This is a genomic window from Clostridium yunnanense (genome assembly GCF_016595795.1).
Taxonomy (GTDB): Bacteria; Bacillota; Clostridia; order Clostridiales; family Clostridiaceae; genus Clostridium_AR; species Clostridium_AR yunnanense.
This window is the reverse complement of the sequence record NZ_JAENHN010000028.1, coordinates 49684-64632: the sequence shown is the minus strand read 5'-3', so window position 1 is coordinate 64632 and position 14949 is coordinate 49684. Positions and strand designations below refer to the sequence as shown.

Annotated in this window: 14 protein-coding genes and 12 tRNA genes; 7 read left to right on the top strand and 19 right to left on the bottom strand. The window is 31.4% G+C overall.

Annotation, left to right across the window (positions count from 1 at the left end; genetic code table 11):
- Positions 1–209: 209 nt before the first annotated feature.
- Positions 210–374, bottom strand: a complete 165-nt coding sequence (locus JHL18_RS09680; protein ID WP_200268560.1) for a DUF1540 domain-containing protein — start codon at positions 372–374, stop codon at positions 210–212.
- A 162-nt stretch (positions 375–536) separates the two neighbouring features.
- Here JHL18_RS09680 and JHL18_RS09675 point away from each other — a divergent pair, with 162 nt between their 5' ends.
- From JHL18_RS09675 to JHL18_RS09655, 5 genes are all read left to right on the top strand, one after another.
- Positions 537–1085 carry a 2'-5' RNA ligase family protein gene (locus JHL18_RS09675; RefSeq protein WP_200268558.1) on the top strand — a complete coding sequence of 183 codons (549 nt, stop codon included), beginning with the start codon at positions 537–539 and terminating at the stop codon, positions 1083–1085.
- A gap of 368 nt (positions 1086–1453) precedes the next feature.
- Entirely contained in the window at positions 1454–1930 is a 477-nt protein-coding gene (locus JHL18_RS09670; protein ID WP_200268556.1) for a dUTP diphosphatase, read from the top strand.
- 276 nt (positions 1931–2206) lie between these two features.
- Positions 2207–2635, top strand: coding sequence for a DMT family transporter (locus tag JHL18_RS09665; RefSeq protein WP_243277851.1), 429 nt, complete (start codon positions 2207–2209; stop codon positions 2633–2635).
- Between the two features lie 19 nt (positions 2636–2654).
- Positions 2655–3467, top strand: coding sequence for an MBL fold metallo-hydrolase (locus JHL18_RS09660; protein WP_200268553.1), 813 nt, complete (start codon positions 2655–2657; stop codon positions 3465–3467).
- Between the two features lie 167 nt (positions 3468–3634).
- Positions 3635–4828 (top strand): S8 family serine peptidase, encoded by a 1194-nt coding sequence (locus JHL18_RS09655; protein WP_200268551.1) that lies wholly within the window; start codon positions 3635–3637, stop codon positions 4826–4828.
- 41 nt (positions 4829–4869) lie between these two features.
- Here JHL18_RS09655 and JHL18_RS09650 read toward each other — a convergent pair whose 3' ends face one another.
- Positions 4870–6069 carry a peptidoglycan DD-metalloendopeptidase family protein gene (locus JHL18_RS09650; RefSeq protein WP_200268549.1) on the bottom strand — a complete coding sequence of 400 codons (1200 nt, stop codon included), beginning with the start codon at positions 6067–6069 and terminating at the stop codon, positions 4870–4872.
- Between the two features lie 266 nt (positions 6070–6335).
- Between JHL18_RS09650 and JHL18_RS09645 the strand changes: the two genes are divergently transcribed.
- Both JHL18_RS09645 and JHL18_RS09640 read left to right on the top strand, forming a co-directional pair.
- Positions 6336–7337, top strand: coding sequence for a DnaD domain protein (locus JHL18_RS09645; protein ID WP_200268547.1), 1002 nt, complete (start codon positions 6336–6338; stop codon positions 7335–7337).
- Positions 7330–8307: an ATP-binding protein gene (locus JHL18_RS09640; protein WP_200268545.1), complete on the top strand. Its 978-nt coding sequence runs from the start codon at positions 7330–7332 to the stop codon at positions 8305–8307. The genes JHL18_RS09645 and JHL18_RS09640 overlap by 8 nt, the downstream gene beginning before the upstream one ends.
- A gap of 64 nt (positions 8308–8371) precedes the next feature.
- On the opposite strand, the gene mglC is transcribed toward JHL18_RS09640, so the two are convergent.
- From mglC to JHL18_RS09555, 17 genes are all read right to left on the bottom strand, one after another.
- Complete coding sequence (mglC, locus tag JHL18_RS09635; protein WP_200268543.1) at positions 8372–9403, bottom strand: galactose/methyl galactoside ABC transporter permease MglC; 1032 nt, start codon at positions 9401–9403, stop codon at positions 8372–8374.
- Between the two features lie 17 nt (positions 9404–9420).
- On the bottom strand, positions 9421–10944 hold the full coding sequence (gene mglA / locus JHL18_RS09630) for a galactose/methyl galactoside ABC transporter ATP-binding protein MglA (protein WP_200268541.1): 1524 nt from the start codon (positions 10942–10944) through the stop codon (positions 9421–9423).
- A 75-nt stretch (positions 10945–11019) separates the two neighbouring features.
- Positions 11020–12066 (bottom strand): galactose/glucose ABC transporter substrate-binding protein MglB, encoded by a 1047-nt coding sequence (mglB, locus tag JHL18_RS09625; protein WP_200268539.1) that lies wholly within the window; start codon positions 12064–12066, stop codon positions 11020–11022.
- A gap of 540 nt (positions 12067–12606) precedes the next feature.
- Positions 12607–12681 (bottom strand) — tRNA-Thr (locus JHL18_RS09620).
- Between the two features lie 7 nt (positions 12682–12688).
- A tRNA-Asp gene (locus JHL18_RS09615) sits at positions 12689–12765 on the bottom strand.
- A 7-nt stretch (positions 12766–12772) separates the two neighbouring features.
- Positions 12773–12848 (bottom strand) — tRNA-Val (locus JHL18_RS09610).
- Positions 12849–12861: 13 nt separating this feature from the next.
- Positions 12862–12936, bottom strand: a tRNA-Glu gene (locus tag JHL18_RS09605).
- Between the two features lie 19 nt (positions 12937–12955).
- Positions 12956–13030, bottom strand: a tRNA-Thr gene (locus JHL18_RS09600).
- 10 nt (positions 13031–13040) lie between these two features.
- A tRNA-Asp gene (locus JHL18_RS09595) sits at positions 13041–13117 on the bottom strand.
- Positions 13118–13124: 7 nt separating this feature from the next.
- Positions 13125–13200 (bottom strand) — tRNA-Val (locus JHL18_RS09590).
- A gap of 13 nt (positions 13201–13213) precedes the next feature.
- A tRNA-Glu gene (locus JHL18_RS09585) sits at positions 13214–13288 on the bottom strand.
- 18 nt (positions 13289–13306) lie between these two features.
- Positions 13307–13381, bottom strand: a tRNA-Thr gene (locus JHL18_RS09580).
- A gap of 10 nt (positions 13382–13391) precedes the next feature.
- Positions 13392–13468: transfer RNA gene (locus tag JHL18_RS09575), tRNA-Asp, on the bottom strand.
- Positions 13469–13475: 7 nt separating this feature from the next.
- Positions 13476–13551, bottom strand: a tRNA-Val gene (locus JHL18_RS09570).
- A gap of 13 nt (positions 13552–13564) precedes the next feature.
- Positions 13565–13639: transfer RNA gene (locus JHL18_RS09565), tRNA-Glu, on the bottom strand.
- A gap of 354 nt (positions 13640–13993) precedes the next feature.
- A complete protein-coding gene (locus tag JHL18_RS09560) occupies positions 13994–14146 on the bottom strand; it encodes a hypothetical protein (RefSeq protein WP_200268537.1) in 153 nt (50 codons plus the stop codon).
- Positions 14147–14211: 65 nt separating this feature from the next.
- Positions 14212–14577, bottom strand: a complete 366-nt coding sequence (locus tag JHL18_RS09555; RefSeq protein ID WP_200268535.1) for a CoA-binding protein — start codon at positions 14575–14577, stop codon at positions 14212–14214.
- Positions 14578–14949 lie beyond the last annotated feature (372 nt).

Here is a 14949-nt window from a genome sequence, read left to right as displayed (position 1 = left end):
TTATATCATAACGTAATAATAATTAAAGTGATTTTTTATGTTGATACCATGGAAAAATGTACCTTTATGAAATTTTTAATTAAATTTCTATATTTATGTAATAATTTTAATAAATATTTATTTATTTTACAAATAAAAAATCAATAATATATTCTTTTATACTAAAAAAAGGACAATGCCCTGTAGCATTGCCCTCTTTCTAGTATTTTTTATCTTCCTTCTTCTTCAAAACTTCCACAATCTGTACATTGTACATCTTCAGCTTTTGCAGTATGTTTTACAACCATTATTTGATCTAGGCTGCAAAAATTCTTATCCTTAGCGTGGTATTTGCACTCTGTAACTACACATCCTATACTATCATTATGTTTCATGGCTTTATCCTCCTACTTAATACTAAATTTAAATTTTTGCAAAATTACAATTTGCATATCTATTTTAAGTATTCGCATATTTTTTTATACCTTGTAATATGTTATAATTTATAACAAAGTCTGTATATTATATAATGAGAATTGTATTGAAAGAGGTTAAACATGAGGTATTATTTAGTTGCGCTATTCGACGATGACTCCTACAAATCAATAGAACCTATACAAAAAAATCTTTCTAAAAAGTATAGGTTGTATAAAAACTTACCAACCTTGCACATTACATTAGAAGTAATAGAAAATCCAAATTTAGATAAATTAGATGAAGTAATTTCTAAAATAATCAAACCTTACAAGAAATTTAAAGTTGAACTTAAAGATATTATTTGTTTTGGCGAACCTCATAAGTCTGTCAATTTGAAGGTAGAAAATAAAGGCTATATAAAGAGACTAGCTAGAAATATAAATGATACTTTAAAACTGCATGGTTTTTCAGTAAGAGAAAATATAAGCGACTGGGATCTGCATGTCTCACTAGCAAATACTAACTTTGCTCAGAGAGAATGGAAAAAGCAAGAGTATGAGGTAGCTTGCAGTACTGCAAAGATAGAAGGTTTCTACAATATGGCTAAGATAAATCGAATAGAATTATGGAAGCCAGTGAACAACAAAAAAGATATGGTTATTAAAACTTATAACTTAAAAACTTATTAGTTATACATAACTTAGTTTCTTATACCGTTGCTTAATGATATATTTTCATAAGAATATTAAACTAACCATTTTAATAAAACTTTAATATTTAAGTTTTAAAATGCTACATTGTAAATACTGTAGCATTTTTTGCTTGTTACTATAATTATTTATAAAAACCTTAATTTTTGGAAAATATAATTTTGACAATCTAAAGTTAATATACTTTAGCCAATCCTAATAGTTTATGATTTATTAGCGTAATTTATATATTTTTTTAGAAAATAAAATATTTTTAAACTGTATTCGTTTACTGAACTTTTCATTTGTCAAAAGATTTTGTACAATATTATCGTGGCATTTGCCCAAGAAGATAGGGGGATATACATATGAATCTTAATAAGTTTTTTACAAAACAAAAAGAACTAAATAAGACATTACTCCTCGACCCAAATTTAAATGACTATAAACTTACTCAAAGAAAGTTTTTAGAACTTCAGATAAAGATAGGCGTATTAGCAGAAGAAACTAAATGTTATAAGTATTGGGTTGAAAAAGATGTAAAGTTAATAAAATCTTCAGTGTTAGACAATTACATAAATTGTTTAAGCAGTATTCTAACAATTGGAATAGATGAGAAATATGATGAAGTAGAAGAACTAGTAATTAAGCCTAATGATTATTGTTTAAGCGACCAATTTTTAAACTTATTCATAGATGTTAATGACTTAATAATCTCTCCGTCAAAAGACCACTATCAAACATTATTAGAAGATTATCTAAGCCTTGGAACAAGCCTTTGTTTCTCAGAAAAACAAATTGAGGAATTATTTATAAACAATAGTTTACGTAAAGTAGCCCTTTAAGGGCTTTTTTTTTTACTGTTAAGGAAAGTATGAACTTTTTATTAGCTAAACCTAGAGACTTCAATGGTCTTAGAAGCTTTTTATGGCTGTACCGTAAAAAAATATAGCTTATTCGCTGCCAGATTTTCCTCATATACATTCGGAAAGGCAGATGCGTTAAAAAAGCTTGCTGAAAAAGATCACTTCAGCAACTTTTTTATTTTTAAAGAATAAAAAATAAGTTTGCATAGGTTTTATATTTTAATGGTTACAATAATTCTTGAGGTGATTTTTCTTATGGGAATTATTTTTTCTATAATAGCTGGTATTGCTATGAGTTTACAAGGAGTATTTAATACTAGAGTTGAATCAAGGATTGGCACTTGGGAGACAAACGCTATTGTCCAAGGATCAGCCTTTGCAATTACTATTATTTTAGCTTTAACAATAGGAAAAGGAAGTTTTAAAAATATCAAAGATGTTAGCAAAATATATCTCCTTGGCGGTGTTCTAGGCGTAATTATTATATTTACAGTCATAGAAGGTATAAAAAATCTTGGTGCAACTTACTCAATAGCGACTATATTAATAGCCCAACTTACAGCCGCTGCATTAATAGATGCCTTTGGCCTGTTCGAATGCAAAAAAATTTCTTTCGGCTTAAATGAAATACTTGGAGTAATGATAATGATTGCTGGTATAATAATATTTAAATGGAAAAGATAAAAAAGGTAGGATACTTGTTATGATATTTTCTAATTTAATATTTTTATCTAAAATGGCTTGGAAAAATATAAAAACTTATAGTAAACCAATGGAAGAAGCTCATAAAGAGCAGATTAAAGAAAACTCTGTACGTTGGTTAGGTCATGCAACTTCACTAATAAACATAAACAACAATATAATTATGACTGATCCATTATTTAATTCATTTCTAGGACATATAAAGAGACAGGTAAAGGTTCCAGATGATATTAATTATCTGAAGGTGAATTATATATTACTATCTCATGGTCATACTGACCACATAAACTTTCCATCTCTAAGAAAGTTAAATAGAAATGCTATTGTTCTATGCCCTAAAGGCTATAAATATATATTAAAACTTATAGGCTTTAAAAAGGTTTTTGCTATAAGCCCTGGTGAAATTTATTCTGATACTAATGTATCCGTAAAAGCATTTGAAGCAAAGCATGATGGCAGAAGGTTTTATATAGGAAAAAATAGTTACTCCAACTCTTATCTAATAACTTCCGGTGACAAACAAGTTTTTTATGCTGGAGATACTGCTTTTACAGAAGAATTTAAAAACTTAGATGCTAATATAGCTTTAATGCCTGTAGGTTGCTATAAACCAGATAGATTTTCAGAGATGCATTGTACACCAGAAGAGAGCTATAAAATGTTTAAGATGATGAATTGTTGTAAGATGGTTCCAATTCATTACAAGACCTTCATATTATCCTTAGAAGATTTCAAAGAGACTTATGATAGATTAGTTTCTTTGAACGATACTAATATAAAGATAATTAATATAGGCCAATGTATAGATTTTTAGAACCTTATATAATTTTTAAACTATATCATATGTATCGTATAGCAAATTTACACTCTTACATATAATATATTGTATGAGATTTCCAATTTTATAATTTTAACTGTTTTATTACTCTTATGGATAGTTATGATACGCGAAATCTTTTAACAATATTAAAGGAGTGTATAATGTTTTCTTTAAAAAGCAAGCTTGATACTTCTCTGAGATATTATATGTCAAAAGAATATTTTAAAAAATATAGAATTATTATAAAATATAAATCTTTTAGCGATACTATCTTAAAAAGAATATCTTCATTTAAAGGTACTATTATAAATAAAATTGATTGGCTAAACCTTATAACAGCTGAAGTGTCTCCTAGAGCTATAGATAGACTTATTGAATACCCTGAAGTTGAATATGTAAGTCTAGATGGATATTGTTTACTGTGTGGAACAAGTGTTGCTTCAGCAAACAATGTAAATTTAGGTGGAAGATATAAATTTACAGGAAGAGGAGTAGGAATAGGACTGGTAGATAGCGGCGTGTTCCCTCATCCTGATCTTCTAAGTCCGATGAATAAGATACGACTTTTTGTAGACCTTATAAATGACTTAAAATACCCCTACGATGATAATGGTCATGGAACATTTATAAGTGGCATATTGTGTGGAAGTGGTGGTAACTCAGATGGTTTGTATAAAGGCATTGCTGATAAAGCTAACCTTTATTGTTATAAAGCTTTTAATAGTACCGGAAAAGGATACGTCTCCGATATTCTTTTTGCTATTAATTCCTTAATAGCCTCATCTGAAGATGAAAACATAAGATTAATTCTGCTTCCATTCGAACTAGCAAATGATAACATATTTTATTTAGAACAATTTGATAAACTCTTATCACTCGCAACATCTAAAAACTTGATTCCAATAGTTCCTTCTGGCAGTAACCCAAGCAAAGAATATTCAATAAGAGGTTTAGCCACATTAAGTAGTTGTTTAACTATAGGTGGTTTAGATACATCTAAGACCATCAAACCTTATTCTTATTCGTCAGCAGGTCCTGTAGGTAAATTACAAAAACCAGAAATATCTGCAGGCTGTGTAAATATTCAATCCTTAAATTGTGATAAAAACTATATCTCAGAGAGAAATGGATTAAAAATATATCCATCTAAACTCGCAGAGCCTTATACGACTTACTCTGGAACATCTTGCTCTGCCGCATATGTTTGCGGTGTATGTGCATTAATACTAGAGAAAAACCCGTCCCTTACCTTTAATGATATTAGATCATTGCTGCAAATATCTGCAGATTCACATGAACTCCCAAGATATGCGGAAGGTGATGGAACTCTAAACTTAGATAAATTATTGACATAATACAAAGCACTAAGTATTTAAAAAGCTTAGTGCTTTTTCTATTACTTTATATATTTATTAGGATTTATAGCAGTTCCATTAACTCTTAATTCAAAGTGAAGATGTGGCCCTGTACTTCTTCCCGTAGTTCCTACTTTACCGATTGTATCTCCTCTTTTTATTTTCTGACCAGGCTTAACCAATACCTTACTGCAATGACCATATATAGTTTCTATACCTCCCCCATGGTCAACAACTATCATATTACCGTATATACTATTATACGAGGTTTCCTTTACTACACCATCTAGAGCCGCGCCTATAGGATCTCCCACATTTGAAGCAATATCTATCCCATGATGTACTTCCCCCCACCTAGCTCCAAAACTTGAACTAATATTGCCTCTAGAAGGTCTCGATAAGAAAGCTATACCTGATGGTATAGGATTTTTCGTTCCTGTATGTATAACTGTATCTATTGGCTTCACTACAACCTTTTCACCTAATTTCTCTGTATTAATCTTCTTACCATTTATATATGTACCTTCTTCTTCTACTTCATTCTTTCCATTAGTGCCTTTATCTATCTTAGATTCACCAATAAACAAATCTTTGCTTGAATTTATTATAGTAGCTGGTTCTACATCTATCATAGTTTTATCTTTTGTTTTTACCTCAACTTTCACTAAAGGGTCTTCACTGTCTTTATCTGTTTCAATTATTTTATTTACTACCTCATCTGTAGGCAAAACATTGGATACAGATGTCTTCTCTTCTATATACTCACTATTAGTATCAATACTTATTGATACTATGTCGCTTTTATCTATCTTACCTATATCTATGTATCTATCTGCTACCTTCTCTAATATCTGTTTTCCTTCTTCTTTGTTAGCTATATATCCTATACTATTCTTTCCTATAACAAATCTAAATGCAGTTACATTTAAATTTAAATTTTTAACTATACTCTCTTTTAGCTCATTTAATGTATATTCAGATACTACATTTTCACTTGATTTTTTAAAAGATATATTATTAGATTTATCTATAGTAGCGCCAAACCTTTTGTTTATATCACCTTTTACCTGATTGAAGGCTTCCCTTACTTCCTCCTTATCATTTACGCAAGCAACATATACTCCATTTTCATAAAAGCAATAGTAATCTACCTTATTAAGTACATTTATATAAATGACAGCTGGTACTACTAATAAAATCATTACTTTTATTAAGAAAAGTTTAATATCTCTACTACCCATTTTATATACCTTTTACCTTTCCTGTAATATATTATTAATGGTAAAAAATCAGCATTCTTTTTTAATATCTCCTTTAGTTAGCTTTATTATGCATGGCTTTATGTATCATTTGATACCATGATGAGCAAACTAGTATTAGTTATTAATTGGCAGGCTATCATTATTGAGAGAACCTCTCCCCTCTGTTATAATATAATTACATCAAAGTTTATCGTTTTATAACGATAAAGATCTACAAATTACATTGAATGGAGGGTTATTACCCTATGAGTACATTTATGCTTAAAAATTCTCCTGTACAATTTACTCCTGTAAGCAATATCTTCCTAGAAAGATATATGCCAAAAGCAAGAGGTGAATTTGTAAAAGTTTACCTAATGATGCTTAAGTATAGTATTTCAGGTGAATTAGGAGTTAGCTCATCCATTATAGCTTCTAACTTAAATCTTTTAGAATCCGATATAATGAATGCTTTAAACTATTGGCATGACGAAGGTATAATACAATTGGTTCCTATAGACAAAATGAATAATTTCAATATAAAGTTTATGGAATTAAGTGGTGATGAAAATACCGAATCTACACTTAACTTGTTAGATGAATTAAATAAGAACAATACTAAAGATATGCTTAAGGAAGTCGAAAGGCTGCTAGCTAGACCACTATCCCCTAAGGAAATGTCAACATATCTTGGGTTACAAAATGATTTTTCTTTTTCTTCAGAAATGATATTAATGCTTATAGAATACTGCGTATCCAAAGGAAAGGCTGACTCTAGATATATAGAAAAAGTGGCATTAGCTTGGCATGATAGCGGAATAAAAAACATAGAAGATGTTCACGCTTATATTACCAAAAGTGAAGATAAATGGATAAAGATAAGAAAAATATTAGCTTATCTAGGCATAAAAAACGCAGAAGTTATGAAGCCCCAAGAAGAACTTATGGAGAAATGGATGTTTACATACAATTTTTCTAACGAAGTTATATTAAAGGCTTGTGAAATATGTTTTGAACGGTTAAACAGGGCTGACTTTAGATACATTGATGGTATATTGACTCGATGGAATAACGACGGTATAAAAACTCTTGAAGACGTAGCAACTAAAAACCTACCTTCAAAAACAAGTAACAATAGATCTAATAATAACTCTAACAATTATGATAACGGCAAGAAAAGCAACTTGAAATTTACAGATTATGAACAGAGGACTTATGATTATGATTCATTAGAAAGAAAGTTATTAGGATGGGATAATAATGATTAACGAATATAAAGGTCAACTGACAGATATATATGCAAAAATAAGAGAAGAAGAAGCTGCTGCTTTAAAAAAACGTAGAGAAATAATAAAAAATGAACACCCTGAAATACTGGATTTAGATAATGAAATAGGCAAAATGTGTATAAGATTATCTATAAATGCATTAAAATCAAAAGACGAATCTACACAAAGCTTTGATGAGTTAAAGGATGCGATAACTGAGTTAAGAGCTAGAAAATATGAATTGCTAGTATCTCATGGATACAATCCTGAATACTTAAATCTGCATTATAGATGTAGTAAATGCAAGGATACAGGTTACATTATTACAGAAAGATGCTCCTGCTATAAACAAAAATTAGTTAGACTACATTACAAAGCTTCTGGACTTGAGAATGCTATAAAAGAAGAAAACTTTGATACTTTTAACTTAAACTATTATCCTTCTCATAGGATTGGAGATGAAAAGTTTTCTCCTAGAAAAAACATGGAATCTATACTTAATTCAATTACAACAGATTATCTCCCTAACTTCGGTAAAAAGGATGATAACCTCCTATTTTACGGTACATCAGGAACAGGTAAGACATTCCTTTCTAACTGCATTGCAAAGGAGCTACTAGACCAAGGTTTTTTAGTAGTATATAGAACCTCTGATGAGCTTATTAAAGACTTAAAAGAAATTAGATTCAATAACAATCTAGCTGTGGAAGACTTTTTAATTAATTGTGACCTACTTGTTATTGATGACTTAGGTGCAGAGCAAATAACTGAATTCTCTGTTACAGAGCTGTTCACACTACTGAATAAAAAGCTATTAGCTAAAAAGAAAATGCTTATCTCAACAAACATGTCATTACAAACATTGACTAAGTATTATGCAGAAAGAATAACCTCTCGTCTTTTTGGAAACTTCAAGCTTTTCAAGTTTTACTCTGAAGATATAAGGGTTAAGAAAAACTTAGCTAGATAATTTATAAGTTATAACAAAAGAAGCAATGACCTTATAATCATTGCTTCTTTTTATTTATGAAATATTATTTTTTCTTTATATATTTTCTGATATCAATTGCAACTGCACTTACTATAATTAGACCTTTTACGATGTATTGATAGTAAGGGTTAACACCTATAAATGCTAATCCATAGTTAATAACTTGGAATATTAATACACCTGTTATTATACCAGGAACTGTTCCTATACCACCAGCTGTAGAAACCCCACCTACAACGCAGGCTGCTATTGCATCAAGTTCATACATGTTACCAGTATTATTTGTAGCACTACCAACACGTCCTGCTTCTAAAGATCCTGCGAATCCATAAAGAGCTCCTGCTAAGAAGTATATTAATAATAGATATTTAACTACATTAACACCAGATACAGTAGCCGCTTCAGGATTTCCTCCAATTGCATACATGTTTTTACCAAATCTAGTTTTATTCCATAGTAACCATACTATAAGAGTTACTATTATTGCATATATAATAAGATACGGTATTTCAAACTTCGTTCCGGTACCTATACTACCTAAAACAAAATTAGAGAAGTCCTTGTCTAAACCACCTATTGGTTGAGCTCCGTATGGAGGACGGTCAAAGTATATTGAGTTAAGTCCATAAACTATAATCATCATACCCAAAGTTGCTATAAAAGGCGGTACTTGAAAAATTGAAACTACAACACCATTTAAAAGACCGATTATACCACATGCTAGCATCGCTATTATTATAGGTACTAATACGGGCATCTTAGGAAGATTAGGATACATACGATATGCATAATCTGTAGCTTGAAGCATTGATGCAGAAAGTACTGCTGATAAACCTACCATACGTCCTGCTGACAGATCTGTACCTTGAGTAATTAATATACCGCCAACACCTAAAGCTATTATAATACGAGTAGATGCTTGAGCTAATATATTACGAAAGTTATTTATGCTTAAAAAATCAGGAGATATAGCTACTATAACTACAAGTAATGCAATTAGAACTATATAAATAACGTTATTCATTAACCAAGTCTTATCAAACTTACCTTTTAAAGAAAATTTTTGTTTTTCCATATTCAATTCCCCCTACCCTATAAGTACATTGCTGATAAACGCATAATTTCTTCTTGTGATGTATTTCTTGTTTCGACTATACCTGCAAGTCTTCCATTACTCATTACTAAAATTCTATCTGTTACTCCTAGTAGTTCTGGCATTTCAGAGGATACCATTATGATTCCTTTTCCTTCTTTAGCTAGTTCATTCATCAACTGATATATTTCAAACTTAGCACCAACATCAATACCTCTCGTTGGCTCATCTAGCATCAATATTTCTGGTTTTGTAAGTAACCAACGCCCTATTATTACCTTTTGTTGATTTCCTCCAGATAGTTTTCCTATATGTGTTTTTTGCGAAGGTGTCTTTACTCTCATGGAGTCTATTACCCACTGAGTATCTTTCTCTATGTTCTTGTCAGATAATATTCCAAACTTGTTTATATAACTATCTACATTGGCTATTATAGAATTGAAACTTATAGGAAGCCTATCAAATATACCAGTAACACGTCTTTCTTCAGTAACTAATGCAAATCCATTTTGCATCGCTCTCTGAGGAGATTTATTACTTATTTCTTTTCCATGAAGAGTTATTTTTCCTGATTCAATCTTTCTCATCCCAAATAAACTTTCTATAAGTTCCGTTCTTTTTGCTCCAACAAGTCCGGCAACCCCTAGGATTTCTCCTTCTCTAAGATCAAAACTTATATCCTTTAGTGATGGTTGCGTTTGTGCAACTAAATTATTAACCTGTAATATTACTTTACCAGGCTTGTTTACTTTTTCAGGGAAACGATTTGATAAATCTCTACCTACCATCATTTTTATAATCAAATCCATCGTTAGATCCCTAGCATGCTCTGTTGAAATCCACTGACCATCTCTCATTATTGTAACTTCGTCTGATATCTTTAGAATTTCTTCCATTTTATGTGATATATATATGATAGCAACGTTCTTTTCTCTCAATTTATTAATTATTTTAAATAAGTGGTTTACTTCTTTTTCAGTTAGCGATGATGTAGGTTCATCCATAACTATTATTTTAGAATCATAAGATACCGCCTTAGCTATTTCAACCATCTGCATTTGAGATACTGATAAAGTATTTACTTTACTTCTAGGATCAACTTCTATCTCTAATTCATCAAATATCTTTTTTGTATCCTCATACATCTTATTCTCATCTATAAAAGGTCCTTTGTGAGGATATCTCCCAAGCCAAATGTTGTCCATTATATTACGCTGTCTAACCTGATTTAATTCTTGATGAACCATCGAAACTCCATTATCTAAAGCTTGTTTAGAGTTTTGAAATTGAACCCTTTGACCATTAAAAAATATTTCTCCTTCATTAGGATGATAAATACCAAAGAGGCATTTCATTAGAGTTGATTTTCCTGCTCCATTTTCGCCCATCAATGCATGTACCGTTCCTGGTCTAACATTTAAATTTACTCCTGCTAATGCTTTAACACCAGGAAATTCTTTTACTATATTTCTCATCTCTAGAATAAATTCTTGCTTTGATCCTGCTTCAACCGCATTGCTCATGGTTTACACCTCCATATAATTCATTACTGAAATAATTATGAGACACACCTTATGTGTGCCTCATACATGGTGTTTTTATTTGTTGTATGCATCATTTCCTATAGATATATTATCTTTAGTTATGATAACATAAGGAACACGAACTGCTTTATTATCATCTAACTGCCACTTTGTTCCCTCAGTAGCATTCTTTCCATTTGCTGCATTTATAGCTAAGTCAAGAGTTGCTTGACCTTGGTTCTTCGCATCATTAAGTACTGAACCTACCATCTTGCCTTCATTTATTTTTGTTAATGCTTCTGGTATAGCATCAACACCAACTATTGGCATGAACTTGTTAGCATCTTTGAAATATCCTGCTTTTTCTAGTGATGCATAGGCACCTAAAGCCATAGCATCGTTGTTAGCTATAACAAATTCTATCTTATCACCGAATTTTGATACCCATGCGTCCATCTTGTCTGTTGCCTTTGCAGTATCCCACATAGCAGTATCTATAGCTAATTCTTCAACTTGTATACCTTTTTTCTTTATTTCATCTACAACATACTTAGTACGAGCTTCTGCATCTGGATGTCCAGGCTCACCCTTTAATAGTACGTATTGTATCTTTCCATCTTTATTTCTGTCCCATTTATCTTTATTCTTTGTCCATTGATCAGATACTAAATCACCTTGTAGTATACCTGATTCTTCTGATTTAGTTCCAACATACCAAGCTTTATCGTAGCTCTTTAATGCAGCTGCTTCTGGTTCTTTATTAAAGAACACCACTGGTAATTTTGCTTTCTTTGCTTTGTCTATTATAGTTGGAGCAGCTTTTGGATCTACTAAGTTAATTGCTAATGATTTTACTCCCTTAGAAATCAAAGTATCAACTTGCTCATTTTGCTTTGATTGGTCATTTTGTGAGTCATTCATTGATAATTCAGCTTTTCCTTTAGCACCTGTATCAATTGATCTTCTTACATATGACATAAAGTTATCATCATATTTATATATTGTAACTCCGACCTTTGGTACTCCACTATCCTTGCTTGTCTCAGTTTTTGTTGATGAGCATCCAGCTAAAGTTAGCGAAAGTGCTGCTGTAATAGTTAATAATAATACTTTTTTGTTCATAAATGATCCCCCCATAAACTATTCTCAATTCATACCCGTTTGTAATTGTTTACAAATTTATTTTTAGTAAAATTTAGTCTTACTGTCAATATAATTTTTTGTATTTTCACACAATTTTTTTTTTATTAATTGTTTATATTAATAAAATCATCTGATACTATTACATATTTACTATATTTTTTCCACAAGTAATCTTTTACATAGAGTTTTTTTTACTAAACTTGTCGTATTTATTTACTATTTTTTACGTGAAATATTATATAACTATAATAACTACTATAAAAACCATCTATATAGATATTTAAACGCTTATCATAAAACCAGTTTCCTTCATAAGGAAATAAACTCCTACTTATATATAATATTTTCTCAATTATAAATATCAGATAAAAAAACTACTGTGCTAATATAAATAATAAACTTAATAGCCACTTAAAAAGTTTATAATCTATTAAGGAAAAGATAATATCTTTGTTATTATATTTCATATTTTTTTATACAACAAAAAAGACATCTTACAATAGTAAGATGTCTTTATCTTGGAGCTGGCAATAGGAATCGAACCTACAACCTGCTGATTACAAGTCAGCTGCTCTACCGTTGAGCCATGCCAGCATCAAATTGGCGACTCAGAAGGGGCTCGAACCCTCGACCTCCGGCGTGACAGGCCGGCACTCTAACCAACTGAGCTACTGAGCCATATTTTTGGTGGGCACAACAGGGATCGAACCTGTGACCCTCTGCTTGTAAGGCAGATGCTCTCCCAGCTGAGCTATGCGCCCAAAAATATGATAATGGTGACTCCTAGGGGAATCGAACCCCTGTTACCACCGTGAAAGGGTGGTGTCTTGACCGCTTGACCAAGGAGCCAAATATTTTATTTTTTTAGTGGAGCTGGCAATAGGAATCGAACCTACAACCTGCTGATTACAAGTCAGCTGCTCTACCGTTGAGCCATGCCAGCATTAAAAAAATGGCGACTCAGAAGGGGCTCGAACCCTCGACCTCCGGCGTGACAGGCCGGCACTCTAACCAACTGAGCTACTGAGCCATATTCTTGGTGGGCACAACAGGGATCGAACCTGTGACCCTCTGCTTGTAAGGCAGATGCTCTCCCAGCTGAGCTATGCGCCCAAAAATATGATAATGGTGACTCCTAGGGGAATCGAACCCCTGTTACCACCGTGAAAGGGTGGTGTCTTGACCGCTTGACCAAGGAGCCAAATATTTTGTTTTTTAGTGGAGCTGGCAATAGGAATCGAACCTACAACCTGCTGATTACAAGTCAGCTGCTCTACCGTTGAGCCATGCCAGCATTAAAAAAATGGCGACTCAGAAGGGGCTCGAACCCTCGACCTCCGGCGTGACAGGCCGGCACTCTAACCAACTGAGCTACTGAGCCATATTTTTGGTGGGCACAACAGGGATCGAACCTGTGACCCTCTGCTTGTAAGGCAGATGCTCTCCCAGCTGAGCTATGCGCCCAAAAATATGATAATGGTGACTCCTAGGGGAATCGAACCCCTGTTACCACCGTGAAAGGGTGGTGTCTTGACCGCTTGACCAAGGAGCCAAATTAAATTTTATGTTTTAAATTTATGTCGTCTTTACGACCCAACAATAGATATATTACAAAAAATAAGACTCAGTGTCAACACTTTTTTTTATTTTTTTAAATTTATCTTTAAAATTTAGTTGTTTATGGTTATGAATTAATAGCTTTTGATTGCCTTCAACGCTTGTTCTTTATATGTGATTTAGTGATCTTTACTGACTTTTACGTAATAAAGGTGGCTATATTTCTTTTATAGCCATATCAATTTATAAAAGATTTAATAACTTAGGATTTTTAACTTAAATTTCTTAGAGTTAAAATAACTTTTATATAATTGATATATGTCTTTTATTAGCCACCCTTAAATATAACTTAATATTGTCCGCTATGATCTTTATGTCTATCTTGGTAATCACCTTTACCTTTGTTTTTATCACCTATATAGGCGCCTTCTTTTGGAAACATTTTTCTGAGTTCTGCATTACTTTTAGGTCTATCTTTTTGTCTGTGTTTATTATCATCCATGGATATCCCTCCTCATACTTTACTCATTGTACAAATATAATTCCCCTATAAATATCTTTATATACTTATCCTAATTCTACTAGCGCACATCCTTCAACAGCTTCTATACCATGATCCTTACAATAGCTTAATATTTCTTCACTTTCTGCTCCTGGTTGTATTAGCACATGTTTAATTCCCAGTTCATTTGCTTCCTTTACAAGCTCTATACCACTTTTAGGGTTTATACACAAATCTACTGCGTCAATATGATAAGGAACTTCCTTTATACTTTTATACGCATGATCAACTTTCGCTCTTGGATTTACTCCACTGACATTGTATCCATTAGCACTAAATTTCGCTAATATCTTAGAAGCATATTTTTCATTATTTTCTACATCACCTATAACAACCCAATTATCATACTCCATAAAATCTTTTGCATTCATATCATACACTCCTTTATATGTTTATAATATATAGATATACTAATTTAAGCTAAATACAGATTAAAACATAAACGAAATATTAGTTATAATCTTGCATACCTATCTACTATAGTATGTGAGTTTTAGAATTATATATTACTATGATAATATTTACATAATGCATGCACAATTTAGGTATTCAGTTTAATATTACACTTACTATTTTATGAATATATAGCAAACAATTAGTTATTGTTTATATTTAATTGTTATTTAGCAAACTTTTATGTTAAAAATATAATTATAGGTTTTTGCAAAAACTTTATTTGCTTAAAAACTTTTTTAATTTATTATCACAAACCAGCAAAGTTTCAAAAGTAATTTTTTGATTAA